Annotated in this window: 21 protein-coding genes and 1 pseudogene; 5 read left to right on the top strand and 17 right to left on the bottom strand. The window is 70.0% G+C overall.

The genetic code is table 11. The features are described 5' to 3' along the window. Nucleotides 1-18: 18 nt before the first annotated feature. The 14 genes from AB0H86_RS07795 to AB0H86_RS07860 form a co-directional block, all read right to left on the bottom strand. Nucleotides 19-1245: an amidohydrolase family protein gene (locus AB0H86_RS07795; RefSeq protein WP_362434265.1), complete on the bottom strand. Its 1227-nt coding sequence runs from the start codon at nt 1243-1245 to the stop codon at nt 19-21. Beyond that, entirely contained in the window at nt 1242-3800 is a 2559-nt protein-coding gene (locus AB0H86_RS07800) for a family 78 glycoside hydrolase catalytic domain (protein WP_362434268.1), read from the bottom strand. The genes AB0H86_RS07795 and AB0H86_RS07800 overlap by 4 nt, the downstream gene beginning before the upstream one ends. Continuing rightward, the gene (locus AB0H86_RS07805; RefSeq protein ID WP_362434271.1) at nt 3797-5269 is read right to left on the bottom strand and encodes an ATP-binding protein; all 1473 of its coding nucleotides are present in this window, start codon (nt 5267-5269) and stop codon (nt 3797-3799) included. Before AB0H86_RS07805 ends, AB0H86_RS07800 begins: the two co-directional genes overlap by 4 nt. Before the next feature lie 8 nt (nt 5270-5277). Beyond that, a complete protein-coding gene (locus AB0H86_RS07810; RefSeq protein WP_362434278.1) occupies nt 5278-5880 on the bottom strand; it encodes a response regulator in 603 nt (200 codons plus the stop codon). A 1-nt stretch (nt 5881) separates the two neighbouring features. Continuing rightward, on the bottom strand, nt 5882-6142 hold the full coding sequence (locus AB0H86_RS07815) for a hypothetical protein (protein ID WP_362434281.1): 261 nt from the start codon (nt 6140-6142) through the stop codon (nt 5882-5884). After that, a complete protein-coding gene (locus AB0H86_RS07820) occupies nt 6142-6573 on the bottom strand; it encodes a nuclear transport factor 2 family protein (RefSeq protein WP_362434284.1) in 432 nt (143 codons plus the stop codon). The genes AB0H86_RS07815 and AB0H86_RS07820 overlap by 1 nt, the downstream gene beginning before the upstream one ends. Further along, entirely contained in the window at nt 6570-7397 is an 828-nt protein-coding gene (locus tag AB0H86_RS07825) for an ATP-binding cassette domain-containing protein (RefSeq protein ID WP_362434287.1), read from the bottom strand. The genes AB0H86_RS07820 and AB0H86_RS07825 overlap by 4 nt, the downstream gene beginning before the upstream one ends. Continuing rightward, a complete protein-coding gene (locus AB0H86_RS07830) occupies nt 7394-9142 on the bottom strand; it encodes a dipeptide/oligopeptide/nickel ABC transporter permease/ATP-binding protein (RefSeq protein ID WP_362434290.1) in 1749 nt (582 codons plus the stop codon). The genes AB0H86_RS07825 and AB0H86_RS07830 overlap by 4 nt, the downstream gene beginning before the upstream one ends. Next, the gene (locus AB0H86_RS07835) at nt 9139-10080 is read right to left on the bottom strand and encodes an ABC transporter permease (RefSeq protein WP_362434293.1); all 942 of its coding nucleotides are present in this window, start codon (nt 10078-10080) and stop codon (nt 9139-9141) included. The genes AB0H86_RS07830 and AB0H86_RS07835 overlap by 4 nt, the downstream gene beginning before the upstream one ends. A 39-nt stretch (nt 10081-10119) precedes the next feature. Beyond that, nucleotides 10120-11625 carry an ABC transporter substrate-binding protein gene (locus tag AB0H86_RS07840; protein ID WP_362434296.1) on the bottom strand — a complete coding sequence of 502 codons (1506 nt, stop codon included), beginning with the start codon at nt 11623-11625 and terminating at the stop codon, nt 10120-10122. Between the two features lie 108 nt (nt 11626-11733). Continuing rightward, a complete protein-coding gene (locus AB0H86_RS07845) occupies nt 11734-12621 on the bottom strand; it encodes a sugar phosphate isomerase/epimerase (RefSeq protein WP_362434299.1) in 888 nt (295 codons plus the stop codon). Continuing rightward, a complete protein-coding gene (locus tag AB0H86_RS07850; RefSeq protein WP_362434302.1) occupies nt 12618-13745 on the bottom strand; it encodes a Gfo/Idh/MocA family oxidoreductase in 1128 nt (375 codons plus the stop codon). The genes AB0H86_RS07845 and AB0H86_RS07850 overlap by 4 nt, the downstream gene beginning before the upstream one ends. A 35-nt stretch (nt 13746-13780) precedes the next feature. Next, a complete protein-coding gene (locus AB0H86_RS07855; RefSeq protein WP_362434305.1) occupies nt 13781-14701 on the bottom strand; it encodes a sugar phosphate isomerase/epimerase in 921 nt (306 codons plus the stop codon). Continuing rightward, complete coding sequence (locus tag AB0H86_RS07860; protein ID WP_362434308.1) at nt 14698-15849, bottom strand: Gfo/Idh/MocA family oxidoreductase; 1152 nt, start codon at nt 15847-15849, stop codon at nt 14698-14700. Before AB0H86_RS07860 ends, AB0H86_RS07855 begins: the two co-directional genes overlap by 4 nt. A gap of 222 nt (nt 15850-16071) precedes the next feature. On the opposite strand from AB0H86_RS07860, the gene AB0H86_RS07865 reads away from it, so the two are divergent. After that, the gene (locus tag AB0H86_RS07865; RefSeq protein ID WP_362434311.1) at nt 16072-17295 is read left to right on the top strand and encodes an ROK family transcriptional regulator; all 1224 of its coding nucleotides are present in this window, start codon (nt 16072-16074) and stop codon (nt 17293-17295) included. A 507-nt stretch (nt 17296-17802) separates the two neighbouring features. Here AB0H86_RS07865 and AB0H86_RS07870 read toward each other — a convergent pair. Then, nucleotides 17803-19437, bottom strand: a complete 1635-nt coding sequence (locus tag AB0H86_RS07870) for a CocE/NonD family hydrolase (RefSeq protein WP_362435232.1) — start codon at nt 19435-19437, stop codon at nt 17803-17805. A gap of 178 nt (nt 19438-19615) precedes the next feature. Here AB0H86_RS07870 and AB0H86_RS07875 point away from each other — a divergent pair, with 178 nt between their 5' ends. Beyond that, on the top strand, nt 19616-20329 hold the full coding sequence (locus AB0H86_RS07875) for a TetR/AcrR family transcriptional regulator (protein WP_362435235.1): 714 nt from the start codon (nt 19616-19618) through the stop codon (nt 20327-20329). 214 nt (nt 20330-20543) lie between these two features. Then, a pseudogene (locus AB0H86_RS07880) lies at nt 20544-20633 on the top strand (IS5/IS1182 family transposase); the annotation flags it as partial. Between the two features lie 208 nt (nt 20634-20841). On the opposite strand, the gene AB0H86_RS07885 reads toward AB0H86_RS07880, so the two are convergent. Then, a complete protein-coding gene (locus AB0H86_RS07885) occupies nt 20842-21597 on the bottom strand; it encodes a TetR/AcrR family transcriptional regulator (protein WP_362434314.1) in 756 nt (251 codons plus the stop codon). 247 nt (nt 21598-21844) lie between these two features. On the opposite strand from AB0H86_RS07885, the gene AB0H86_RS07890 reads away from it, so the two are divergent. Together AB0H86_RS07890 and AB0H86_RS07895 are read left to right on the top strand one after the other, a co-directional pair. Beyond that, entirely contained in the window at nt 21845-24109 is a 2265-nt protein-coding gene (locus AB0H86_RS07890) for an MMPL family transporter (RefSeq protein WP_362434317.1), read from the top strand. Nucleotides 24110-24325: 216 nt separating this feature from the next. Further along, complete coding sequence (locus tag AB0H86_RS07895) at nt 24326-24523, top strand: hypothetical protein (protein WP_362434321.1); 198 nt, start codon at nt 24326-24328, stop codon at nt 24521-24523. Between the two features lie 54 nt (nt 24524-24577). On the opposite strand, the gene AB0H86_RS07900 is transcribed toward AB0H86_RS07895, so the two are convergent. Then, nucleotides 24578-25429, bottom strand: coding sequence for an ABC transporter permease (locus AB0H86_RS07900; protein ID WP_362434324.1), 852 nt, complete (start codon nt 25427-25429; stop codon nt 24578-24580). Between the last annotated feature and the right edge of the window lie 5 nt (nt 25430-25434).

Consider the following 25434-nt stretch of genomic DNA (forward strand, 5'->3'; position numbering starts at 1 on the left):
CCGCGTAGGGGATTTCTCTTATCCGAGCAGCCCTACGAGGTCCTTGTGGACCTCTCCCGACAGCGCGACCAGAACCACGTTCTCCGGTCGGCCCAGTACGGCGATGTCGTGCACCGGATCCCCGTCAACGACCACGAAATCGGCCGTCTTTCCCGCTTCGAGGGAGCCCAGCCGGTCGTCGACGCGGAGGAGGCAGGCCGCGTTCAGGGTGCCGGCCGTGATCGCTTCGAGCGGTGCCATGCCCAGGTCGACGAGGTGGGACAGTTCGAGCAGATTGCGGGCGTGCGGGACGACGCCCGAGTCCGTGCCCAGGGCGATCGGGACACCGCGGGCGATGGCGTGGGCGATGTTCTCCTTGCTGATGCCTGACCAGCGGCTCTTCTTGCGGTAGTGGTGGTCGGCCATGACGGCCGGGTCGAGCGGGGCGAAGACGGTGGACAGAGTGGGCACGAGGAACGTGCCCTGCGCCAGGGCCAGGTCGCAGAGCTCGTCGGTCATGCCGTAGCCGTGCTCGATGCTGCTGACGCCGGCGCGGAGGGCGTTGCGGATGCCGGCGGTGCCCTGGGCGTGCACCGCCACGGGCCGGCCCCGGTGCCGGGCGGCCTCGTCGACGACGGCCGCCATCTCCTCCTGGGTCAGGCCCTCGTCGTCGGGATCGTCGTGCGGGCTGCCCATGCCTCCGGTGGCGCACACCTTGACGACGTCCGCTCCGGCGCGCAGCACCCGGCGGACGGCGAGCCGTGCCTCGTCCACCGTGTCGGCGAGTTCGCCGAGGTGCGGGGCGGCGTCGATCCCGCCGGGCAGCGAGCAGTCGGCGTGTCCGCCGGTGTGGCTGATCACCTTCACGGCGACCTGCAGCCGGGGGCCCTCGATCAGCCCGCGTTCGACGGCCGTCCGATAGCCGGCGGGTGTGCCGCCGAGGTCGCGCAGGGTCGTCACCCCCGCGTGCAGGGTGTCCCGCAGTCGGCGCGCGATCTCGAACGTCTCCACCGTGGGGTCGGCGGCCAGGCCCGCGACCAGTCCGCGTTCGGGGGTCATGGACAGGTGTACGTGGCAGTCGATGAAGCCGGGCAGCAGGGTGCGCCCGCCGAGGTCGATGTCCGTCGCGTCGGGCGTCCGCGGTGCCGCGGACGCGGGGCCCGCGTAGGCGATCAGCCCGTCGTCGTCCACGACGAGGACGGCGTCGGGGACGGGGGCCGCCCCGGTTCCGTCGACGAGGACGGCGTGCCGGTATCGAGTGGTCATGACAGCTCCGTTCGGAACAGGTGGGTGCCGGAGCCGACCTCGACGGGTGCCGCGGTGCCCGGCAGGTCGATCAGCGCGGTGGTGCCGGGCGGGACCGTGACGGTGACGCGCAACGCGCTCCCGGTGCGGGACCAGGACACCTCGGCGCGGCCGTAGGGCGTGTCGTGGGCGGCGCGGGCGTGGGTCAGCCCGCCTCCGGGGCGGGGACGGACGAGCAGGCGCCGGTAGCCAGGGGCGGCGGGGGCCAGGCCGGCGACGGTGCGGTGCAGCCAGTCGGCGACGGCGCCGAGGGCGTAGTGGTTGAAGGACGTCATCTCGCCGGGGTTGACCGTGCCGTTCGGCAGCATGCTGTCCCAGCGTTCCCAGACGGTGGTCGCGCCCATGGTGACGGGGTAGAGCCAGGACGGGCAGGTGCGTTGCAGCAGCAGCCGGTAGGCCGTGTCGTACTCGCCCGCCGTGCACAGCGCGTCGCAGATCAGTGGTGTGCCGACGAAACCGGTGCCGATGTGGAAGTCGTCGGCGCGGACGAGTTCGGCCAACCGCCGTCCGGCGCGGGCGCGTTGCGCGTCCGTGGCCAGGAGCCCGAACCGCAGGGCGAGCGCGTACGCGGTCTGCGTGTCACTGGTGAGCAGGCCGTCGGGGGTGAGGTACTCCCCGCGGAACGCGTCCCGTACCGCTTCGGCCAGCTTGGTGTAGTGGGTGTGGTCGTCGTGGTGGCCGAGCAACTCAGCGGTCTGTGCGAGGAGTTGGGCCGAGTGGGCGTAGTGGGCCGTGGCCACGAGGTGCGGGTCGGTGCGGGCGTCGCCCGGGCGGTCCGGTGGGGCGGACGGGTCGAGCCAGTCGCCGAGCTGGCGTTCGCTGTCCCACACGTGCCGGTCGCCGGCGACCCGCGTGATGCCGTCCACCCAGGCCTTCATGCTGGCGTACTGGTCGGCGAGGATGCCCGGGTCGCCGTAGCGTTCGTACAGCACCCAGGGCACGATCACGGCGGCGTCGCCCCAGGCGGCGGCGCGCAGTTCGGGGAACGCGGTGGGGATGTGCGGCACGTACATCGGGACTCTGCCGTCCTGGTGCTGCTGGGCGGCGAGGTCCCTCAGCCAGGAACGCAGCAGTCCCGCGCAGTCGTGCAGGAAGGTGGCGGTGGGCGCGAACACCTGGACGTCGCCGGTCCAGCCGAGGCGTTCGTCGCGCTGGGGACAGTCGGTGGGGATGTCGAGGAAGTTCCCGCGCATGCCCCACAGCACGTTCTCGTGCAGACGGTTCAGCAGCGGCTCGGAGCACTCGAACCATCCGGTGCGGCGCATGTCGGTGTGCAGGACGACGGCCTGGACGTCACCCGGCGCCAACTCCCCCGGCCATCCGGTGACTTCGGCGTAGCGGAAACCGTGGAAGGTGAAGCGCGGCTCCCACTGCTCGCCGCCGGGCGTCCCCCGCAGGGTGTAGGTGTCCGTGGCTCGCGCCTCGCGGAGCGGCCGGACGCACAGTTCGCCGTCCTCCAGTACCTCGGCGTGGCGCAGCGTGACGGTGTGTCCGGTCTCCCCCTCGACGCGGATGCGAAGCCGGCCGACGAGGTTCTGGCCGAAGTCGAGGATCGTCCGGCCGGCGGGTGAGGTGAGGACGGCGACGGGATCCAGGACGGCGGTGCGGCGCACCGGCGGCCCGTCGGGCGCGACCAGCCGGGACGGCTCGTACGGCACGAGCCGCACGGGGCTCCAGTCGGCGGGCTCCCGGCGGGCGTCGTACTCCTCGCCCTCGTAGATCCCGGAGGACAGGATCGGGCCGGGTGCGGCCTGCCAGTCGAGGCCGCTGCCGAAGGTCTCGGTGGTGCCGTCGGCGTACCGGACCTCGATCTGCACGAGGGCGGCGAGCCGGTCGCCGTAGATGTCGCGCGTTCCGCCGCCGAAGCCGAGCCGCCCGCGGAACCAGCCGTCGGCCAGCAGGACGCGGATCTCGTTGTCGCCGTGGTGCAGCAGGCCGGTGATGTCGTGCGTCTGGTAGCGCAGGCGTTGGGGGTAGTGGGTCCAGCCGGGGGCCAGGACCTGGTCATCGGTCCGTACGCCGTTGAGTTCCGCCTCGTACACGCCGTGGGCGGTGGCGTAGAGGCGGGCCGAGGTGACCGGGCCGCGCGGGCGGAAGGTGCCCCGCAGGACGGGCGGCGGGAGGTGACGGTCGACGGGCTCCGACCGGGCGGGCGAGATCATGCCGGCCGACCAGTCGGCGGGCTCCAGCAGTCCGGCCTCGACGGTGAGCGGATCCGACCACGGGGTGGGTCCCTCGCCGTCCGGCCCCCACACGCGAACCGCCACCTCGACCCGGCGGCGCGAGGTCAGCGGATCACCCGGCCAGGGAACGAGTACCGACTCGGCGGACCGGAGGTGGGTCCGGCCCACCTCACGGTGCTCCTCGGTGAGCCGTATCTCGTACGCCGTCTGGCACCAGCCGGGCCGGTCGGTGGCCGTCCGCCAGGACAGCCGGGGGCGCCGCTCGCCGATGCCGAGGGGCTGCCGGTGGTGCTCGGCCCGTACGTCGGTGACACGCGGTCGGTGGTCGGTCATGTGCTCCCTGCTTCCGCTCGCGTCGGGGCTGTCGGCAGCGCGAACCAGAAGACCGCGCCGCGCGGCTCGTTCGCGTGGACGCCGATGGTGCCGCCGTGGCGGGTGACGATGCGGTGGCTCAGGGCGAGGCCGATGCCACTGCCGTTCTCCTTGGAGGTGAAGACTCCCTCGAAGATCCGCTCGTCCGTCGGCGGCCCGTGTCCCTGGTCGCGGACCGCGAGTTCGGGGCGGCCGTCGTCGCCGCGCCGGGTGTCGATCCGCACTCTGCGTTCCGCCTGGGGCCAACGGGCCATCTCGTCGACCGCGTTGAAGGCGAGGTTCATCACGACCTGCCCGATGAGCACGTTCTCGCACAGGACCGGGAGGGGATCGGCGGCAAGGTCGAATTCGACCGCCACCGCATGCTCCTGGGCCCGCAGTTCGACGAAGTACGCGCAGTCACGGACGATCGTGTTGAGGTCGGTCAGCTGCTCGGACTGCTCAAGGCGGCCGACGTAACCGCGCAGGCTGCCCAGGATCCGGCGGGCCCGCTCGATCTGCCGTACGGCGTTGTCCAGCCCCCAGGCCACCGCCTCGTCGCCGGTGCCGGTGCCGGTGCCGGTGCCGGTGCCGGTGCCGATCCGGCCGCGCGCTCCCTCGACGAAGTTGTACGCGGCCGCCAACGGTTGGCTGACCTCGTGGGCGATCGCCATCGCCATGTCACCCATGGCGTTGTAGCGGGCGAGGTGGTCGAGGTGCTGGGTGTCGCGTCGGTGCCGTTCCTCGGCGCGGACACGGTCGGTGATGTCGTAGAAGAGGAGCATCCGCCCGCGCAGGTCGCTCTCGATGTCGATGCGCTGGCAGGTCGCGGCGTACCAGCGGGGTGTGCCGCCCGGCGCGGCGAAGCGGTAGCGGCCCTCGCGCTCGGGGACGAGTCCGTCGCAGCAGTAGGCGGTGAAGTCCGCCCCGTCGAGGTCGCCGCCGAGTTCGCGGGAGGCGGCCTCGCTGGCGAAGACGACCCGGTTCGCGTCGTCGAGGACGACGATCCCCTCGGCCAGGCCGCCGAGGAAGGCGTGCAGCCTGTTCTCGGTGCGGGACAGGTCGCGTCGGACCGCTTTCTCCTCGGCGATGTCGCGGAACTGGACCATCACCGCCGTCCGCGCGGCCAGTTCGACGCGGATCGCGATCGCCTCGGTGAGGATCTCCTCGCCGTTCTTGGAGCGGTAGCACCACTCGGTGGCACTGATGCCGTGCTCGACGGCGTGCCCGAGCCAGCGGTGGCCGAGTTCGCGGCTGTACTGGCGGGCGTTCTTGCTCATGTCCGGCGCCTTGAGCGGCTTCAGCTCGTCGACGGTCCAGCCGAGCACGTCGCAGGCGGCGCGGTTGGCCCAGAGGATGTCGAAGGTGCGGGCGTCGTGGATGAGGACGCAGTACTTCAGCGCTTCGGTCAGCTCGTGGAAGTCGGTCGGGGCGAGGTCGTCCACGGGCATGCCCCTGCTCACCACGCGTCCAGCCGGAGCACGTCCAGGACCAGGGCGGGGACGCTCTCGGCACCGGTCTTCTCCCGGATGCGGGCCCGGTGCACGTCCACCGTCTTGGCGCTGATGCGGAGCCGCCCCGCGATCTGCTTGTTCGACGCGCCCTCGACCGACAGCGCGAGCACTTCCCGCTCGCGCCCGGTCAGAGTGTCCAACTTGGCGCGGAGTCGGCTCTGTTGAGCCTCACGGTCGAAGCGTTCGCGTGCCGTGCGCTGGGCGTTCTGTACGACGTCGAGCAGGTGCTGGGGGTCGTAGGGCTTCTCCAGGAAGTCGACGGCGCCGTTCTGCATCGCGCGTACGGACATCCGGATGTCGCCGTGCGCGGAGACGAAGACGACCGGCAGCGGCGACCCCGTCTCGTTCAGCAGTTCCTGGACGCCGAAGCCGCTGACTTCGGGCATGCGGACGTCCAGGACCAGACAGGCCGGCCGGGTGCGGTCGTAGGAGCGCAGAAAGGTCCGGGCGTCCTGGAAACGCTCCGAGCGGATACCGACCGACTCAAGGAGCCAGGCGAGCGACTCGCTGAGCTCCTCGTCGTCGTCGAGGATGTACACGAGGCACATCTCAGCCGTCCCAGGCGGCCTGGGCGGTCCAGTACTCGCTGCCGTCGGCGCTGATCCCGCGCCGCCACTCGGTCGTGCGGCGCAGGGCGGGCTCGACCCGGGCGGTCGCCGCGTCGGCCCCGTCGGGGCCGTCCTCGTCGACCGCCCAGTGGACCCAGTTGACCTCGCGGCCGGTGTGGTCGTGGGTGAACAGGTCGACGTGGTGCCAGCCGTAGTGGTGGGTGTCGGCGTAGCAGGTCAGGAGCATGGTGCGGGCGTTCATCACTCCCCCAACAACGGTGCGGCGAAGAGTCGTTCGGTGCGGAAGGCGGAGATGCGGGGCCGGTCGTCGTCGAGTCGGAAGGTCACGTTGAGACGCGCCACCATCACCTCCGCGCTGCCGGACTCGTACCGCGAGAACTGCTGCATGGACCAACTGCCGTGCGCCGTGGCGTCCTTGAGGTCCACCGTCCCGGGAAACAGGAGGTGGACGTTGGTACGGAAGTGCGGGCTGGGCGGCAGGTAGTCCGACAACATCGTGACGATCGCCTCGCGGCCCTCGGTGCGGCCGAACTTCTCGGCGTACGCGCTGCCGCCGCCCTCCCACACGGCGTCCTCGGTGAAGAGCTCTCCCAACTCGCCCTCCGCGCCGGCGGGTACGTCGCACAGGGCGAGGTAGTGGGTCAGGGTGGCCGTCACCTCGTCGGTGGTCATGACGCGGCCGCCTTCTGCCGCTCCGCGCGGCGTTGCGCCTGCCGCTTCGGGTCCGGCACGGGAGCGGCGAGCAACAGCCGCTTGGTGTAGGCGTGTTCGGGGCGCTCGGTGACCTGGGCCGCGTCGCCCGTCTCCACGATCTCACCCTGGTACAGCACGGCCACACGGTGGCTGATGTGCCGTACCACGGACAGGTCGTGGGTGACGAAGAGGTACGCCACTCCGGTCGCCTCCTGGATCTCGATGAACAGGTCGAGCACCCGGGCCTGGGTCGTCAGGTCGAGGGCGCTGACCGGTTCGTCGCAGACGATCAGCCTGGGGTCGCGGCACAGGGCACGGGCGATGGCGATGCGCTGCCGCTGGCCGCCGGAGAACTCCCGGGGCAGCCGCTGGGCCGCGTCCTGCGGGAGGTGGACATGGTCGAGCAGCTTCTGCACCCGGCCCTCCGCCTCGGCGCGGGCGACGCCGGTCACCAGCAGCGGTTCGGTGAGGATGTCCATGACCGTCATGGCCGGGTTCAGCGAGGTGTAGGGGTCCTGGAAGACGACCTGGATGTCCTTGCTGAGTGCCCGCCGCTCCCGCTTGCCGAGCCGGGAGACGGGTGTGCCCGCATAGCGGATCTCGCCGCTGGTGACGGGCGCGAGGCCGAGGACGGCCCGGCCCAGAGTCGTCTTCCCGGAGCCGGACTCGCCGACCAGGCCGAGCGTCTCGCCGGGCGCGATGGACAGGGAGACGCCATGCAGGACACGGAACGGCTTCCGGCCGCGGCCCTTCGCCGGGTATTCCACGACGACGTCGTCGAGTTCGAGCAGTGGGCTGGTCAAGACGTCACCTCCTTCAACGGCACGGTGGGGGTACGCAGTTCGCCGCGCACGGGTCCGCCTTCGAGCGTCGAGTCCAGCAGCATCCGGGTGTACGCGTGCTCGGGCGCCGCGAAGATCCTGCCGACCGGAGCGGTCTCCACGATGCGCCCCGTCTGCATCACCGCGACGCGGTCGCAGATGTCGGCCACGACGCCGAAATCGTGAGTGACGATGAGCATCCCCATCTCGCGCTCCTGCTGGAGCGAGCGCATCAGGTCGAGCACCTCGGCCTGGACGGTGACGTCGAGTGCGGTGGTCGGCTCGTCGGCGATCAGCAGTTGCGGGTCGCAGGAGACGGCGCCGGCGATGAGGACGCGCTGGGCCATACCGCCGGAGATCTGGTGCGGGTAGGACCTGAACACCCGCTCGGGGTCCGGGATGCCGACCCGGGCGAGGAGGTCGAGCGCCTTGGTACGGGCCTCGGCCCGGGACAGCCCCAGGTGCTTGCGCATGGGCTCCACGAGCTGGGAGCCGATCCGGAAGCAGGGGTCCAGGTTGGACATGGGCTCCTGTGGGATGTAGCCGATCCCGCGGCCGCGCAGGGCGTTGAGCGCGGTGAGGTCCAGGCTCAGCAACTCCTTGCCGTCGAAGACAAGTTGATCGGCCGCCACCTCCGCCTCGTACGGCAGCAGTCCGAGGACGGAGAACGCCGTCTGGCTCTTGCCGGAGCCCGACTCCCCCACCAGGCCGAGGACTTCGCCACGGGTCACGGTGATGCTCACCCCGTCGACGACGGTCTTCTCGCCGTAGCCGACACGCAGGTTCTCCACGGTGAGCAGACGGTCGGCGGGCACCTCGGCGGCCGGGGCCACGGCCGTGCGGGGAGCAGGCCTGCGGCGTTTGGTCACGTGAGGTTCGGTCGTGCCCAGGGCGTCCCGCACGGCGTTGCCGAGGAGGCTGGACGCCACGATCGTCAGGCCCATGGCGACGCCCGGCCACACCAGGAGCGCGGGTGCGCTGTAGACGTTGGTGAAGGCGTCGTTCAGCATCGCGCCCCAGCTGGCCTGGGACGCCTTGCCCAGGCCGAGGAAGGCGAGGCCCGCCTGGATGCCGATCGCCACGGCGAACACCTGGGTCGCCTGGATGACGGACGGGGCGATCACCACAGGCAGGATGTGCCGGCGCATGATCCGCGCGTCGCCGAGTCCGGAGACGCGGGCGGCGTCCACGTAGAGCTCCTCGCGGACCGCGAGCACCGAGGCGCGGAGGAGGCGGAAGACCATCGGAGCCATGATCACGCCGAGGACGATCATGGCGACGTTGAGGTCCTGCGAGACGGCTGCCATGACCACGAGCATCACGATGATCGCGGGTACGGCCATGATGACATTGGTGATCCACCCGGCCACGGCATCGAACCGGCCCCGGTAGAAGCCGCTGATCAGGCCGAGCGGTGCGCCGACGGCGAAGGCGACGAGGACGGCGAGGGTGCCGCCCACCAGGCTGGTGCGGCCGCCGTACAGCAACCGGGACAGGACGTCCCGGCCGACGCCGTCGCCGCCGAGGGGGTGGGCGCCCGACATGGGCGCGAGCGTGTCGGCGAGGACACTGCGGTCGGGGGCCTGGTCGGTGAGGAGCGGTGCCGCGAGACTCGCCACGATCACCAGGCCCAGGACGACCAGGCAGACGACGGTCAGGGGGTCGCGCAGGGTCCGGCGCAGGAGGCGGTCTCGCCCGGGGGCCGGCGCCGGGGCCACTTCGGTCATGAGACACGCACCTTGGGGTTGAGCCAGCCGTACGCGATGTCCAGCAGCAGGTTGACGGCTACGACGATCATGACGGTGACGACGACCGTGCCCAGCAGCACGGGTGCGTCACCGCGTACGGCGGCCGAGTTGGCGAAGGTTCCGATGCCCGGCAGGCCGAACACCTTCTCCACGACGACGGCGCCGCCGATCAGGCCGATGAACTGCAGGGCGAGGACGGTCAGGGCGGGTGGGGCCGCATTGCGCAGCGCGTGCCGGAACACGACGCTGCGGGTGGTCAGTCCCCGGCTGCGCAGGGTGCGGACGAAGTCGGCGCGCAGGACGTCGATCAGCGCGCCGCGCACCTGCATCGCGGTGGCCGCGGTCGCGGCGACGGCCAGTGACAGGGCGGGCAGGGTGATGGAGCGGAGCCAGCCGGTGCCGGACTCGCCGAGGGCGACGTAGCCGGTGGCGGGCAGCCATCCGAGCTGTACCGCCAGGGTGACGGCGAGGACCAGGGCGATCAGGAAGCTCGGCACCGCGGTGCCGAGCACCGCGGCGAACTGTACGAGACGGTCCACCCAGCCGCCGCGCAGTGCCGCCGCGGCGCCCAGTGCCACACTGAGCACCGCCGCGACCAGCATTCCCGCGAGTACCACGGAGAGGGTGACCGGCAGCGTGTCCATCAGGGACTGGTTCACCGAGTCGCCGGTGAACCATGAAGAGCCCAGGTTGCCCTGCGAGGCCTGTTCGATCCAGTGCCAGTACCGCTCCATCAGGGGCTGGTCCAAGCCGAGTTCATGGCTCTTCTGGACCACCGCGGACCGCGAGGCCGTCTCGCCCAGGACGTTGCGGGCGACATCGGTGCCCGTGAGGCTGAGCAGTAGGAACGTCGCGGTGGCCACGACGACCACCAGGACGGCGCCGGCGGCGATGCGCCGGAACAAGAAGACGAGCACGGTCAGTTCCTCCTTCCGCGTGCCGGAGAGGGCCGGTGACTACTTCGCCGGCGTGTAGTTGTAGATCGGCGGGTACTGGGACCCGGGCTGGGGTGTCACCTTGACGTCCTTCGCGGTGGCGTACGCGTTGGCGATGACGCTCCAGGGTGCGTTCCATGCCTGGTCGACGACATAGGTGTTGAGCTGCTCGAAGAGCTTCTCCCGCTCGCTCCCGGTCGCCTTGCCGATGCGGGCGATGAGGTCGTCCGTCTTCGGGTCGCCGTACTTGAAGGGATTCCAGGTGGACTTGTTCGTCAGCTCCAGCTGCACCTTGTCCCAGGCGGTGGGCGCGCCCAGTTTGAAGTACGACATCGCGTATTTGCCGGACAGCATGGCGCTGAAGATCTGGTCGCCGGGCAGGGTGTCCAGCGTGACCTTGATGCCGATGTCCTTGAGGGACTGGTCGAGCGCGGCCTGCTCCTGCGGGAAGATCGCGGAGAGGTCGGGGACGGTGACGGAGAAGCCGTTCGGGTAACCGGCCTCGGCCAGCAGTTCCTTGGCCTTCTTCGGATCGTAGGAGTACGTGTCGTCCAGCGCGGCCTGGTAGCCGTCCTCGCCCTTGGCGAACACCTGCGTGGTCGGGGTACCGAGCCCGGTCTTGGCCGACTTGATGATGGCCTGCTTGTCGAAGGCGTAGTTCAGCGCCTGCCGGACCTTCAGCTTGCCGAGGGCGGGCACCTTCTTGCCGGCACGGTCCCAGATGTAGAGGCCCTCGACGTCGCCGGGCTGGTAGGTGACCACGTTCAGGCCGCGGTCCTTGACGGTCTTGACCCGGTTGAGGTTGAGGGTGGCGCCGTCGAGCTGGCCGGACAACAGGGCGTTGGTGCGTGCGGTCGGGTCGGCCAGGTACTTGATGACGATCTTGTCGTAGGAGAAGGCCTTCGCGTTCCAGTAGTCGGGGTTGCGGGTGTAGGTGTACGTCTGCCCGGCGGTTGTGGCGCTCGTGTCCAGCTTGTACGGGCCCGAGCCGACCGGGGTCTTGGGGCCGTCGAGCGCCTTGGGGCCGGCGATCATGCCGGAGACCTGGCCCAGCGCGGGCAGTAGCGCTGCCGTGGGGTGGCTCAGTCTGACGGCCACGGTGTGGGCGTCGACGACGTCGACACCCGTGATGTCCTGGATCTCGCCGGCCGCGGTTCCCGTCCCGCTCTTGGTGTGCAGCAGGCTCTTGCGCACCGCGTCCGCGTCGAGCGCGGTGCCGTCGGTGAACTTCACGCCGTCGCGCAGTTTCAGTGTCAGGGTCGTCTGGGCCTTGTCGTACGTCCACGAGGTGGCCAGGTTGGGGGTGGGCTCCCCCTTGGTGTCCAGCCGGATCAGGGTGTCGTACACCGGCTGGTAGTACTGGGCCTCGGGGCCCATGCTCGCCTTCGCCAGGTCCCACGGCGTGGCCGTGACCGACTCCGCGAGGGTCAGGGTCTTGTCCGAGCCGGCGGCCTGGGTGCCGCCGCCACAGGCCGCGACGGTCGCCGTCAGGAATCCGGCGCCGATGAACGCCACTGTCTTGCGCATGTTCTCTCCACCTGTCTCAATCCTCAGTCTCCTGGATGTCCCCCGGGTCGCCCCGCTGCCGGGGGTGCACTGCCGGTACCGCTGTCGCGCCACGTAAGCCGGTCATGCCTACGCCTGCCGCGCGGCCCACTCGCCGCAGAGCCGCACGCTCTCGTCCGGCGTCGGCCGGGCGCCCCGGTCGACCTCGACGATCAGCCACCCGTCGAAGTCGTCGGGCAGGGCGCCGATGAAGCCTTCGATGTCGGCGTTTCCGTGGCCGGGTTCCGACCACAGCCCCGCCAGGACGGTCTTGCGGTAGTCCCAGCCGGCCTCCCGCGCCTGGGCGGCGAGGCCGAGGTCCAGGTCCTTGATGTGGACACTCGCCACCCGGTCCGCGTAGTCGCGCACGAGCTGCGCCGGGTCGGCGCCCGCCCAGGCCAGGTGGCCCATGTCGGGTCCGAATCCGAGGACGGAGGAGTCGACGGTGTCGAGGATGAAGCGGGTCTCCAGCTCGGTCTCGGCCCAGGTGCCCACGTGCGGGTGGAAGGCCGGGGTGATGCCTTCCGCGCGGATGATCCCGGCGATCTCGGCCAGCAGGTCCCGTACGCGTTCCAGGCGGCCCTGCTCCGCCAGGTGCCCGACGGCGGGACGGGCCACGCGCTCGGCGTCCTTCGCCATTCCCATGGCGAGGAAGACGGTGGGCACGCCGAGTTCCGCGTGCTGTGCGGCGACCCGCGCGGCCGTGTCGCGGAAGGTCTGCCGCTCGGTCGCGTCGTCGGAGAGGCGGACCGGGATGTAGCCGGGCGCGGCGCTGATGCCGTACTCGGCGAGCTTCTCGGCGTACGCCCGCGCGGTCAGGTCGCCGGGGACGGCGCTGTGCAGGGCGGTGATGCCGGCGTCACGGATGACCGCGAGCTGCTGGTCGAGCGGTGGGGCGAGCGTGGGGTCGATCCAGCCGTCGGCGCTGGCGACCCACTGGAGGGGGTTGATGGCGAGGCGGTCCTGCTTGATCTTCATGCGGTGCGGTCCTCTCGGTGGGCGGGGCGCGGCTCGGGGCGTTCACAGCTGCCGGCCGGCGTGACGAAACGGTTCTCCCGCTGGGAGGTCTCGAAGCTCTCGAGAACGTCCAGGACGTGGAGGGCGAACTGGGCGTTCGCGCGGTGCGGTCCGCCGTCGATCGCGCCGGCGAGGTCGCTGACGCCGAGTCCGCGGCGGTGCTGCTCGGGGGTGTCCACGGCTCCGAAAAGCTCGGTGACCGGGCTGAGCACCTGCCACTCCACGTCTCCGTGCCGCTTGAGGCGTACGTCGCCGTCGAAGAAGTTGGGGTTGGGCAGCGCCAGGGTGCCCTCGGTGCCGTAGATCTCGATGCGCGGGAGCTCGGTGTCCCAGACGTCGAAGCTCATGAGCGTGGTGCCGATGGCTCCGGAGGCGAAGGTCAGGGTGGCCGAGGCGTGGGTGGGGACCTCGACCGTGATCTCGTCGACCACCCGATCGGGGCTGGTGACCTTGCGGGTCGGTGCTCCGGTACGGGTCGCCGCCGACAACTGCCTGACCGGGCCGAGGCAGTTGACGAGCGCGGCCAGGTAGTAGGGGCCCATGTCCAGGACCGGGCCGCCGCCGGGGCCGTAGAAGGCACGCGGATCCGGGTGCCAGGTCTCCGAGCGGCTGGAGCGGACGAAGGCGGTGGCGCCCACCACCTCACCGATCCTGCCCGCGTCGATGGCGTGCCGGCCGGTCTGCACGGCGCTGCCGAGGAAAGTGTCTGGGGCCGACCCCAGCAGCGCCGTGCCCCGCCCGGCGGCGTCGAGGACCTCACGGGCCTCGGCGGCCGTGGCCGCGAGCGGCTTCTCGACGTAGACGTGCTTGCCGGCCTCCAGCGCGGCTATGACGGTCTTGGCGTGGAACTGCGGCGGGGTGATGTTGACGACGATCTCGACGGAGTCGTCGTCGAGGAGTTCGTCGCCGTCGCCCCAGGCCGCTATGCCGTACTCGTCCGCGGCCTGCCTGGCGCGGGCCGTGTCGACGTCGGCCACACGGACCACCTCGAGCTCCGGGAAGGTGCGCAGGCCCTCGACATAGCGGCCGAAGATGTTGCCGGCGCCCAGGATCCCGATGCGGTGCCGTGCTTGTTGCTGAGCCATGAATCTCCCGTAATCCGTAGGGGGTTGAGGTGGTGTCAGGTGATGACGAGGGGGCGCAGGGTCCGGTGCGCGATCCGCAGGCCGGTCTTGACCCGCTCCTCGGTGCCGCTCCACACGGGGTCCTCGTGCTCGACGGAGAGGGTTCCGGTGAAGCCGTTCTCGTACAGCGCGTCCACCACGGCGTTCCAGTCGACCTGGCCACGGCCCGGCACGCGGTAGCGCCACCAGCCGGTGTCCCAGGGATCCTCGCGCTGTGCCGCCTTGCCGAAGAAGCCGTAGCGGTCCACCTTTCCGGGCAGGATCTGCAGGTCCTTGGCCTGGGCGTGGACGATGCGGTCGGCGTACGGCGCGATGGTCTTGACCGGGTCGATGCCGATCCAGGTCAGATGCGAGGGATCCCAGTTCAGGTACAGGCCGAGGGAGAACATCCACTCCCACAGCTCGGGCGAGTAGGCGAGGTTGCCCGGGTAGCCGTCGGGGTGCCAGCCCTCCATCACGCAGTTCTCGATGATGAGCTTCACCCCGTTCTCGCCCGCGTACTCGACGAGTTCGGGGAAGACCTTCTCGGCCTCGGCCAGGTTGTGCGCCACCGGGCGCGTCCAGTCACGGCCGACGAAGGTGCCCACGTACGGGACGTCCAGTGCGGCCGCCGTGTCCACGACCTCCTTCAGGTGGGAGTGGATCCCGGCCCGCCGCTCCGGGTCGGGGTGGAGGTTGTTCTCGTAGTAGGCGAGGGCGGAGATGCCGAGGCCGTGACGCTCCATCAGGGCTCGCGTCCTGTCTGCCGCACGGTCGTCGAAACCGGCCACCGGGAGGTGGGCCGCCTCGAAGTCCCGGCCCCCGGTGTCCGGCCAGGCGGCGACCTCCAGGGCCTCGTAGCCGGCCTCGCTCGCCCATGCGGCGATCTCGGCGAGGGAGAGCCGGGGCAGACAGGCGGTGAGCATGCCGAGTTTCATACGGAGGCCTCCAGGGCTGCGGGTTCGGAAGCGATGTCGGTCCAGGTGAGCGACGCGGCAGAAGTCAGCGCTGCTTCGACGATCCGGGCCGAGCGGATTCCGTCCTCACCGGTGGGCAGGCCCTCGGGCCTCGCTCCGCGGATCGCCGCGTAGGCATCGGCGACGAAGGCGGCGAAGCAGTCGCCGTAGCCCTGCGCGTGACCTGCGGGCAGGTGGGAGAGGCGGCGCTGCTCGGCCGAACCGTGGCCGGGGTCGCGCACCAGGATGCGCGCCCCGTCGGGGGCGCCGAGCCACGCCGTCTCGGGGTTCTCCTGGTCGAATACCGCGCTGCCCGCGGAGCCGTCGAGCTCGAACCACAGCCGGTTCTTGCGGCCGGCCGACACCTGGGACACCGTCAGCGAGCCGAGGACACCGTGGCCGGTGCGCAGCAGCACGGTCGCCACGTCCTCCGTGCGCACCTCGACCCGGGGTCCCCCGGCGGCGGTCGAGAAGCTGGCGCCGGTGCCGGCGGGGCGGGTGGCGACCGTGGTGCCGAGCCTCGCGGTCAGCTCGGTGAAGCGGACTCCGGCGACCCATTCGACCAGGTCGCACCAGTGTGAGCCGATGTCCGCGAACGCCCTCGACGGTCCGCCGTCCGCCGGGTCGACCCGCCAGGACATGGCGTCGGCGGAGAGCATCCAGTCCTGCAGATAGCTGCCGTGGATCAGCTGCCACGCCCCGAACTCACCGCGCAGCCGACGGTCGCGGAGCTCCCGGACGAGTGGGTGGTAGCGGTAGACGAAGGGGACGGCGAGCAGCAGTCCCGACTCCTGTGCCAGCCGGGTCAGCCGTTCGGCGTCGGCGGCGGAGGTGGCGAGCGGCTTCTCGCAGATCACGTGCTTCCCGGCACGCAGGGCCGCCTCCGCCTGCCGCACGTGCAGTGCGTTCGGGGTGCACACATGGACGACCGTGACGCTGTCGTCGGCGAGCGCCGCCGAGAGGTCGGGATAGTGGGCGGGTACCGCCCACTCCTCGGCGACCCTCGCGCTGCGCTCGGCGGTCGAAGCGACCACTCCGGCCACAGAGCCGCCTGCGGCGCGAATGGCCCGGGCGTGGACGGCACCGATCATTCCGGCCCCGACCACCACTGCCCGCATCGAGTCACTCACCGGTGCACCTCCGTCGTCGTCCAGCGACCGACCGCGGTCTGAACGCCGCGTTGCGCAACACCATCGTTTAGTTCGCCAACACAGCACAAGAGAACCAATTTAATTTTCTTCAAGGCCTAAAAGGAGCCGTAATTCGGGAAACATGTCCGCTTGATCCGACCTCACCTCTCGCCGCTCGGGCTCTATTGACGGACACAAGGAAGCGGCATTACGTTCACGTGAATGCATAAAGATGACGGCAGTGCCGAAGTAGAGGTCGGGTCCGCGTCCGTGCCGCTCGCGCTGCGCCGGGTGCTGGGGCTCGTGGTCTCCGGCCAGGCGACCAACCGCGCCGAGATCGCCCGGCGCAGTGGCCTGGCCCGGTCGACCGTGGGCCAGCAGGTCGACCATCTCGTCGGCACCGGGATTCTGGAGGAGGTCGAGTCCAGACGGTCGGTGCGGGGCCGGCCGCCGCGCGTGCTGACGATCAGCCCGCTGGCAGGGACCGTGATCGTCGTGGACGTCGACACCGCGGAGTCGCAGATCGCTCTTGCCGACCTGACCCGGCGGGTGATCGCGCGCGAGACGGTGGACGTCCGGATCGACGCGGGACCGCAAGTGGTGCTGGACGCGGTGACCGAGCAACTGCACGGGCTGCTGGAGAAGCACCAGCGCGCTCCCGACCGCGTGCGCGAGGTGGTCGTCGGTCTACCCGGACCGGTGGACTTCGAGCAAGGGTGCGCGGTGCAGCCGACGGGCATGCCCGGCTGGGACGGCTTTCCCGTCGCCGAGTATCTCCGGGAGCGCTTCCACGCGCCCATCGTGGTGGACAACGACGTCAACCTGATGGCGCTGGGCGAGGCCGCGCAGGCCCGGCTGGAGACTCCGCTGCTGTGCATCAAGATCTCAAGTGGCATCGGGGCCGGTCTCATCACCACCCCCGATGACGTGTACCGCGGCGCCGACGGTGCCGCCGGCGACATCGGCCACATCCGGGCCGTGAGCGGCAGCAACGTCCTGTGCGCCTGCGGCAACGTCGGCTGCGTCGGAGCACTGGCCTCTCATCGGGCGGTACTGCGCGGCCTCGGCATCGCCGAGTCGACCGCGGAGGACCCGCTGCACGGCGCCCGCGAACTTGCCAGGCGTATCGCGGCCGGCGACCCGACCGCCCTGCACGCCGTGCGTCAGGCCGCCACGGAGATCGGCGAGGTCGTGGCCATGCTGGTCCACATGTTCAACCCGCGCACCGTGGTACTGGCCGGACCGCTCAGTGAACTGCGCGACGACCTCGTCTCCGCGGTACGGGCCGCCGTGTACCAGCGGGCCCTCCCGCTGGCCACCCGCAAGCTCACCATCACCGCTTCCCAGCTCAAGGGCGGTGCCGGCCTGCACGGCGGCATCGCCCTGGCCAGCCAGGACGCCTTCAGTCCGGCAGGCATCGCACGGCTGCTGCACGAGGGGCGTTGAGCCGACGGTTCGGCTGACAGCCACATCGCCGCTCCCCAGGTACCCGGCCTCGACTCAACCGTCGACGAGCCTGAACTGCGCTGCCAGGAGGCCCGCCGCCCGTGGTGACGGGTTTCTCCCGGCGTCGATGCAGGCTCAGATCGCTGTCACTCGCCGCTCCATGGGGCGCTTGCCGTCGTGCAACACAGACGGGTTCGCTGTCGAGTCCCTACAAAGCGATCAGCGCCGCGATTCCTGGTGAGCAGCCGAGTCGCCGTGGGGGCCGGGCGGCGAAACCCCCTCGTCCCGCCCGGCTGTTCCAGCGCGAGTGCGAAGCCCATGGGCGGCGCAATGGACGTGGCTCACGGCACCCACCGGGTCATCGCCCTGATGGAACACACCGCCAAAAACGGCAGCCATGCGGGCCGGGCGTAACCCCGGCCAGGACATCGCCACCCACACCGGCACACCCATGATCCGGAGGCCATGAGCCCTGGTCGCCGTCCGGCGTCCGTCAGTTCCATGCGCCTATGCGTCGGACTGCTGAACGCCGAAGGGCTGCGCAGCCTGGGCACCCCGGGGAAGCATCAATGCCGAGTCCGTGTGGAGGGTAATTCGTACCGGCGTGAATGTCTTGGCGTCGACCGATGACTCCCCGGTGCCGGGACTACGGGCATAGCGCGGATGGGCACCTCCGCTGATCTGCCAGCGAATACGATGGCCAGCGGCGAAGCGGTACGCGGTGAAGCTCATCGGTACGGTGACCTCCGAAGGCGCCTGCCCAACAGTCCTCAGCTGAGCCAGCCCGTCACAGACGTTGGTGGAACGCCCTTGTGCGTCCACGTCGCACAGGCGGGCGAAGACGTCGGCGTGTCCGGTGTCCGTGGAGACACTCAGCCGCGCGGAGACCGGGCCGAGGACGTCCACGGGCTCGGCCAGCGGCGGACTGGTGAACGTCACAACGTCCTCTCGGGCCTCCAGGGCGCTGTTGTCGCGAGGTCCGGCGGTCCGGGAAAGCAGAGCGCCGCCGAGCGACGGGGTGGGGGCCGCCGGGTCGTAACGGAAGGATGTCAGCGGTGTGATGTCCGTAGGGGCCTGCTGGGTCAGATACCCGTCCGGGGAGGGGAACCATGACGTAGCGGCCGGAGACAGCGGCCAGTCATCGAGGTCCTGCCACGCGTTTTCGCCACCGATGTGGAGGCGCACTGCGGTGGGACGCAGGCCGGAGGGGTCGGCACACAGGTGCGCGCGCAGCCAGGCGAGGCTCTCTGCGAACACCTCGGGCCAGCCCTGTTGAAGTGCGGAGGTGTGTGTCCAGGGGCCGACCAGCAGGGCGGTCTCGCATCCGGCCCGGCGCAGACGACCGTACTGCTCGAAGGTCTGGTCGACCAGCGCATCGTGCCACCCGGTGATCAGGCTGGTGGGCACGCTCAGCCGCTCCGCCGCCTCTCCCGGGGATGCACCGGTCCAGTACGGATCGTCGGCATCCGGGTGTGTCATCACGCCGTCCAGCCAGGGCACTTCGCGCCCAAGCGCTGACATGTACGCCCCGCGCAGCGGCTGCGCGGTGATGATTCCGCGCAGTCGGCGCTGCAGGCGCAGCGTCGCTCTCACGAACGGCGCCATCCCCCGGTGCTGGTACGCCATTCCGACGCCGACGAGGAGGGCGTTCTCCAGGCGGAGTGCACCGTCTGTGTGGAACAAGGCGTAGGGATCGTGCAGACCCACCTGCACCACCATCGCCTTCAGCTCCGGCGGCGGGTCCAGAGCGAGCGCCCACTGCACATACCCCAGGTAACTGGGACCGATCGTGCCCAGCGTTCCGTTGAACCACGGCTGCTCTCGCAGCCAGGACACCGTGGCCTGGCCGTCCGCGGCCTCATTGCGCCACAGATCGAACTGACCGCCTGAGCCACCGGTGCCGCGGCAGCTCTGCAGGACCACATGGAAACCCTGTTCGGCGAAGAGGATGCCGTACTGGGGTGACCACGGCAGGCCCCTGCCGTACGGCGAGCGCACGACAAGGGTGGGGAAGTCGCCCTCTGCGCGCGGAAAGTAATGGTCCGTGATCAACGGGCTGCCGTCAGCGGCCGGAGCCACCAGCCCCGGCTCCCACCCGACTTCGTACCGCTTGGCGGGGAGATTGCGCCAGATCGCTCTCATCATCCGCGAGGACCACGGCGGCTTCCCGGAAGGCGGTGTCCAGGCCGGGTTCAACGCAGCGTCGTGCGTAGGTGATGTCATCTTTCCCCTCCACTATTTCCGTACGATGTACGAGAATAGTAGATGCTTGGATGACCTCCACAAGGGCCGTACCGAGGAGAAGGGGACTACGAAGATCGTGACCCGTGATGGTGTGTCCGGCAGAGGCGTCGATCCCCAACAGCTCTGGCTGAGCCCCACCGGGCCCCGCAGGGGGCGCAGGCCCTTCTTCAGCCGCGAGGTGATCACAGTGGCAGCGGTCACCGTGGCAGACACCGAAGGGCTTGACGCGGTCACCATGCGACGCGTCGCCTCACAGGTCGGAGCCGGTGTCATGTCGCTCTACAGCTACGCCCCCGACAAGGAGACCCTGCTGGAACTGATGGTTGACCACGTCAGCGGCGAACTGCCGACGAACTGCGCACCCACCGGCGACTGGCGCGCCGACCTGAAGACCATCGCCCATCTCCAGCGTGCACTCATGCTGCGGCATCCCTGGCTGCCCGGCACCCTGTCCACCCGCCGGACACCCGGCCCCAACACCCTGGCCTTCCTGGAACGAGCACTTGCCGCCTTGCGGCCCACCGGCCTGGACGGCGCAGCGAAGCTCGAGGTCTTCGCCCAGCTCACCGCGTTCGTAGCAGGGCACGTCGCCTACGAGATCGCGCAGGCCGCAGCCGCACAATCACCCGACCGGGCCGCAGCCGAAGCCCGCTACCTCGCCGCTGTCGCCGCGGACGGCCACCACCCAGAACTGGCCGAAGCCATCTCCGCACCCGGACGCCCCCTCACTCCCGAAGCCACGTTCACCCGCTTCCTCAACCGCCTGATCGACGGCCTCGACGCCGACTGATCCGGCCGCGCTTGGGCGCCCTGCGGTGGGCGGTGACTTCAGCGACGTCGTCCTCGGGCCGAGGCGGACCGCGTCCAGCAGTTGGCACCACGCCGTACACCCGGTCTGTGAGTCGATGACGCATGCGATGGGTTCGAACTCCCGGCCTACCTGCCTTCCTACCTTCCTGCCTGCGGACTTGGCGGCGGAGGAGGCTGTTGAGCTGGCCGAATACGGCATCGACGTCCAAGCCGTCCGCCAAGATCCGGCCGCGAAGGGATTCAAGGTGATCCCGCGGCGCTGGGTCGTCGAGCGGACCTTCGGTGGGGGTTCGGAGTGCTTGCCCGGTCCTCGCGGGAGGCGACGTCCTTTCACTCCATGCGGTGGTGCGGAACATACCCATTCGATGCGTCGGTCGGGTGTTGACACACTTGCACTGACCATGGTCGGTGGGCGAACGGCTCTCTTCCCGTCGGTCGAGGACTGAGAAGCGCAACGGGATGCGCAGCGGCCGGAGATGCGGGCTCCGACTGTCAGGGCGCAGTCGGTGTCCCCATGGGCTGCTCGGGGATCCGGCGATGAATGTCCTCGAGTAGCGCCCGCATCGCCATGTGGAAGATCTCGGCCTGGTGTTCGCCAACGAAGGATGTGTGCCCGAAGACTTCCAGGACGACCATGCCGTGCATGTGCCCCCATGCGCTGAGGACGAGAGCGGTCGCAGGAGGCGGCAGGGTTTCCGGACCGTGCGGAAACAGGGGTTCCAGATGCGCCCGGAGAGCCGGCGAGAGCACCCGGGTGTCGGCGGCGGCCAGTTGTGCCGTGGTGAACCCGTCGAACATCTCGCGCTGGAAGACATCGCGCATCCGGCGCATCGCCTGAGTGGTCGGTCCCTCGGCAGGTGCCGCGTAGTGACGCAGCGGCGCTCCGTACAGCAGCTGGAATCGCTCGACGTGTGTGAGGGCCCATTGGCGATAGCCCTCGGTGGCGGCCATGAACCGCAGCACAGCCGGTTCGTCCGCCGCTGTGTCGACGGCTGCCGTCACGGCATCGGCCAGATCCTCGTACGCCTTGGCGACGAGAACCGTGACGAGGGCGTCCCGGTTCGGAAAGTAGTGGTAGAGCCCCTGCACGGTCATACCGAGGCTGCGGGCGACCGCTCTCAGGGAAAGGGCGTGCAGCCCGTGCTCGGCGAGGTGACTCTCGGCGGCGGCCACGATCTCCTGGGTGGCGACGGCCCGGCGTCGCTGGCGCAGGGATGGCAGGACCGTCGCGTACTCGTCTGCGGACATGGGGCGATCCTAGGACGGCCGATCGGACGGAGCACCAGGAAACTACAAGCTGACTGGAAAACCTAACAGCGTCAGGTAAATCTCCTTCTGCTAAAAGACCCGCTGCCTTACTAGCGTCGTTCTCGGCGACGAAGAGCGCGACACCGCGCCCCCTCTGACGGGGCGAAGGGCTCTACGACGCGTTGCGCCGGCCCCGCCCGGCCGACATCCCTCGTCTTTCGCAGAAGAACATCGAAGGAGATCCCCCGTGTTCGAACGCATGGCCGAATTGGCGATTCGCCGGTCCCGGCTGGTCCTAGTCGTCGCCGTCCTGGCCGTGGCCCTCATGGGCGTGGTGGGCGCGGGCGCCTTCGGCAAGCTGAAGGGGGGCGGCTTCGACGACCCCGCCTCCCCCTCCACCAGAGCAGCGAAGGTCATCGACGAGAAGTTCGGCGGCGAGGTCAACCTCGTGCTGCTGGTCCGCTCGCCCGACGGCCGCATCGACACCTCCGCCTCCCAAGAGAGCGGCCGCGCCCTGGTGACCGACCTCAAGAAGGACAAGCGGCTCAGCAACGTCGTCTCGTACTGGGAGACGAACAGCCCCGGCCTGCGCTCCAAGGACGGCCGCGAGGCCATGGTGCTCGCCCACGTGAGAGGCGACCCCACGGAGCAGCGGGAAAACGCCAAGGAAATCCTCGACACCTACACCGGCACCTACAAGAACACCCTGACCGTTCAGGCCGGAGGAGGCGCCGCCGTCGGAGCCGACCTGTCGAAACAGGTGGTCGACGATCTGATCCTCGCCGAAGCGATCGCCATACCGCTGACTCTGATACTGCTCCTGTTCGTCTTCGGCAGCGTGGTCGCGGCCCTGCTGCCGCTGGCCATCGCGCTCATCGCCATCATGGGCTCATTCGCCCAGCTCTTCCTGCTCGGCAGCGTCACCGATGTCGCCGACACCGCGACCAACCTCACCACCGCCCTGGGCCTCGGACTGGGCATCGACTACGCCCTGCTGATGGTCAGCCGCTTCCGGGAGCAGCTCGCGGCCGGGGCGAGCGTGGACGACGCCGTCCGGCGCACGGTGCACACCGCAGGACGCACCGTCGCCTTCTCCGCCGCGACAGTCGCGGCAGCCCTGGCGGCGCTTTTGGTGTTCCCGCATTACTTCCTGCGCTCGATGGGCTTCACCGGAGTCGGTGTCGTCGCCATCGCCGCCCTCAGCACCCTGTTCGTGATGCCGGCCCTGCTGAAGGTTCTGGGGCACCGGGTCAACAGCGGGCGGCTGCCGTGGGCGAAGTCGCGGCGCTCCCACGCCCGCACACCTCTGTGGGGACGGCTGGCTCGCACCGTCATGCGGCGGCCGGTGCTCACCGCACTGCCTGTCCTCGCCGTGCTGCTGCTTGCGGCGAGCCCGCTGCTGAACATCACCTTCGGCACGCCGGACGAACGTGTGCTGCCCAAGGACGCCGAGAGCCGCCAGGTCTCGCAGGTACTGCGAGAGAAGTTCGACGGCAGTGAGGACTCGGCCCTCCTCATCGCCATCGGCCAGTCCGTGGACAAAGCCCCACTGGCGTCGTACGCGGGCCAACTGGCCGCACTCAAGGGCGTCGTGCGTGTCGAGACCAGCACGGGCATCTATACCGCGGGACAGTCCGCGGCGACCGGCCCGGCCAACTCCGCTCTCGGTCGGCCCGACGCACAGCGAATCAGCGTGGTGAGCAGCCTGACACCGAAGTCGGACGCGGCCCAGAGCCTGGTCAAGCAGGTGCGCTCGGTCACCCCGCCCCCTGGGGCCCACCCCCTGGTCGGAGGGAATGACGCCGTACTCGTCGACGCCAAGGAATCCATCGCCGACAAGCTCCCCCTGGCCGTGGCCCTGATCGTCCTCACCACCTTCCTGCTGCTCTTCCTGTTCACCGGCAGCATCGTGCAGCCGTTGCGCGCACTTGCCCTCAACCTGATCAGCCTGGCAGCCACCCTCGGCGTCATGACCTGGATCTTCCAGGACGGCAACCTCTCCTCCCTCCTCGGCTTCACCGCGCAGCCGATGGAGATGACGATGACCGTGCTGATGTTCTGCATCGCCTTCGGCCTCTCGATGGACTACGAGGTCTTCGTCACCAGCCGGATCAAGGAACTCCACGACCAGGGCGAGGACAACGAGTCCGCCGTGGCCAACGGTCTCGGCCACACCGGGCGTATCGTCAGCGCGGCGGCCTGCCTGCTCGCGGTGAGCTTCTTCGCCTTCGGCACCGCCAAGCTCAGCTTCATGCAGATGTTCGGCCTCGGCAGCGGACTGGCCGTCCTCCTCGACGCCGTCGCCGTCCGCGGCGTCCTCGTCCCCGCCGCGATGCGTCTGCTCGGGCACACGGCCTGGTACGCGCCCGGCTTCCTGCGCAGACTCCACACGCGGTACGGCCTCAGCGAAGGCGGCCCCGAGCCGACGCCGACACCCGCACCTGCACCTGCACCTGCACCTGCACCTGCAGCAGCGGCTCCGACAGACACGAAGAACTCGACCAGGGTCTGACCCGCTTGATCTGCGACCTCGGGCGTCGAACGATGCCTCAGGATTGATCGCTCGCGTCGGTAACTGCCTTACGTGCAGGCGGCCTTCGGCTGATCATGTGCTCCCGACCGAGGAATGCACCTGGCCAGAACGAAGGCCGCAGCGTCGAGTGTGTTGCATCGGGCTGTCCGGCAGGAGCCGAGTGCGGAACCGTCGCTCTTCAGGGGTGAGCTGATCGTGGTGGACGCGGGATACGACGTGCCCCGCCTGGCCTTTCTACCGATGGACATGGTGTGCGGACAACAGGACCGCTGGTGTGGACAGTTCACCATCGAGGCCGATCAGCAGCCGGTGGACCGTACGCCAGCGTTGTCGGTCAGGACCCGGTCGATGCCCGATGCGGCGAAGCACGCCGGCTGGCTCCGCGATCAGTGATCGTTTCTCGAACAGGACCTGGGCCGTGCCGTCACCCAGCGGTCCCAAGGCCGCCTACCCGGGCAGCGCGCCGCTCTGTGCCGCCTTGCGGTGTCGCGCGGACAGGCGGGAGCCGGACTCGCGGCGGGCGGCGCGGCGCAGGAGGGGAACCGCGAGGAGGAACCCGAGGACCGCCCAGGCGGTAAGGACCAGGGCGACCATGGGTAGTTCCCAGGAGCCGGCCACCTCCGCGGTCCGTGCCGCATCGGGGAGCAGCGCCGAACGCAGGCCCTGTGCCATCCACTTGAGAGGGAAGACCGCGGCCACCTGTTGGACCACCACGGGCAGCGAGGTGATCGGGAACACCGTTCCGGAGGTGACCATGAGCCCCATCGTCGGCAGCATGATCAATGCCAGCGCCTCGCGGGGGTTGGGCAGTACCGCGCCGATGGCCGCGCCCAGCGGTACCACGGCGAGCAGCCCGAGCGTGGTGACCCACAGCAGCGTCAGCCAGTCGCCCGGCCCGTGTGGCAGTGGCCCGTCCACCAGCAACGCCGCGGCCGCCAGGAGCAGGGCCAGGGTGCCGACCGCCACGACGACCACCAGCACGCACTTGGCGACGAGGTAGGCCGGTATCCCGCCAGGCGTGGCGCGCAGCCGCAGCAGGGCGCCCTCCTCCCGCTCGGTCACGAGTATCTGCGGGAGGTTGATCAGTCCGATCTGGAACAGCAAGAAGGCGGCGAAGCCCGCCACCACCAGATGGGCCATCGGGGTCCGGGTGCCGGGCACGTCGTCGCTGACGTAGGCGGCGACGAGCAGCGCGACGACCACGTTGGTCAGGTGGCCGGACATCTCCTTGCCGTTGCGCAGGAGGTGTCGCAGCTCGATGCCACCGCGCTGGAGCCCGGCACGCCAACCGTTTGTCATGGGTG

The sequence above is a fragment of the Streptomyces sp. NPDC050997 genome (assembly GCF_040660135.1).
Taxonomy (GTDB): Bacteria; Actinomycetota; Actinomycetes; order Streptomycetales; family Streptomycetaceae; genus Streptomyces.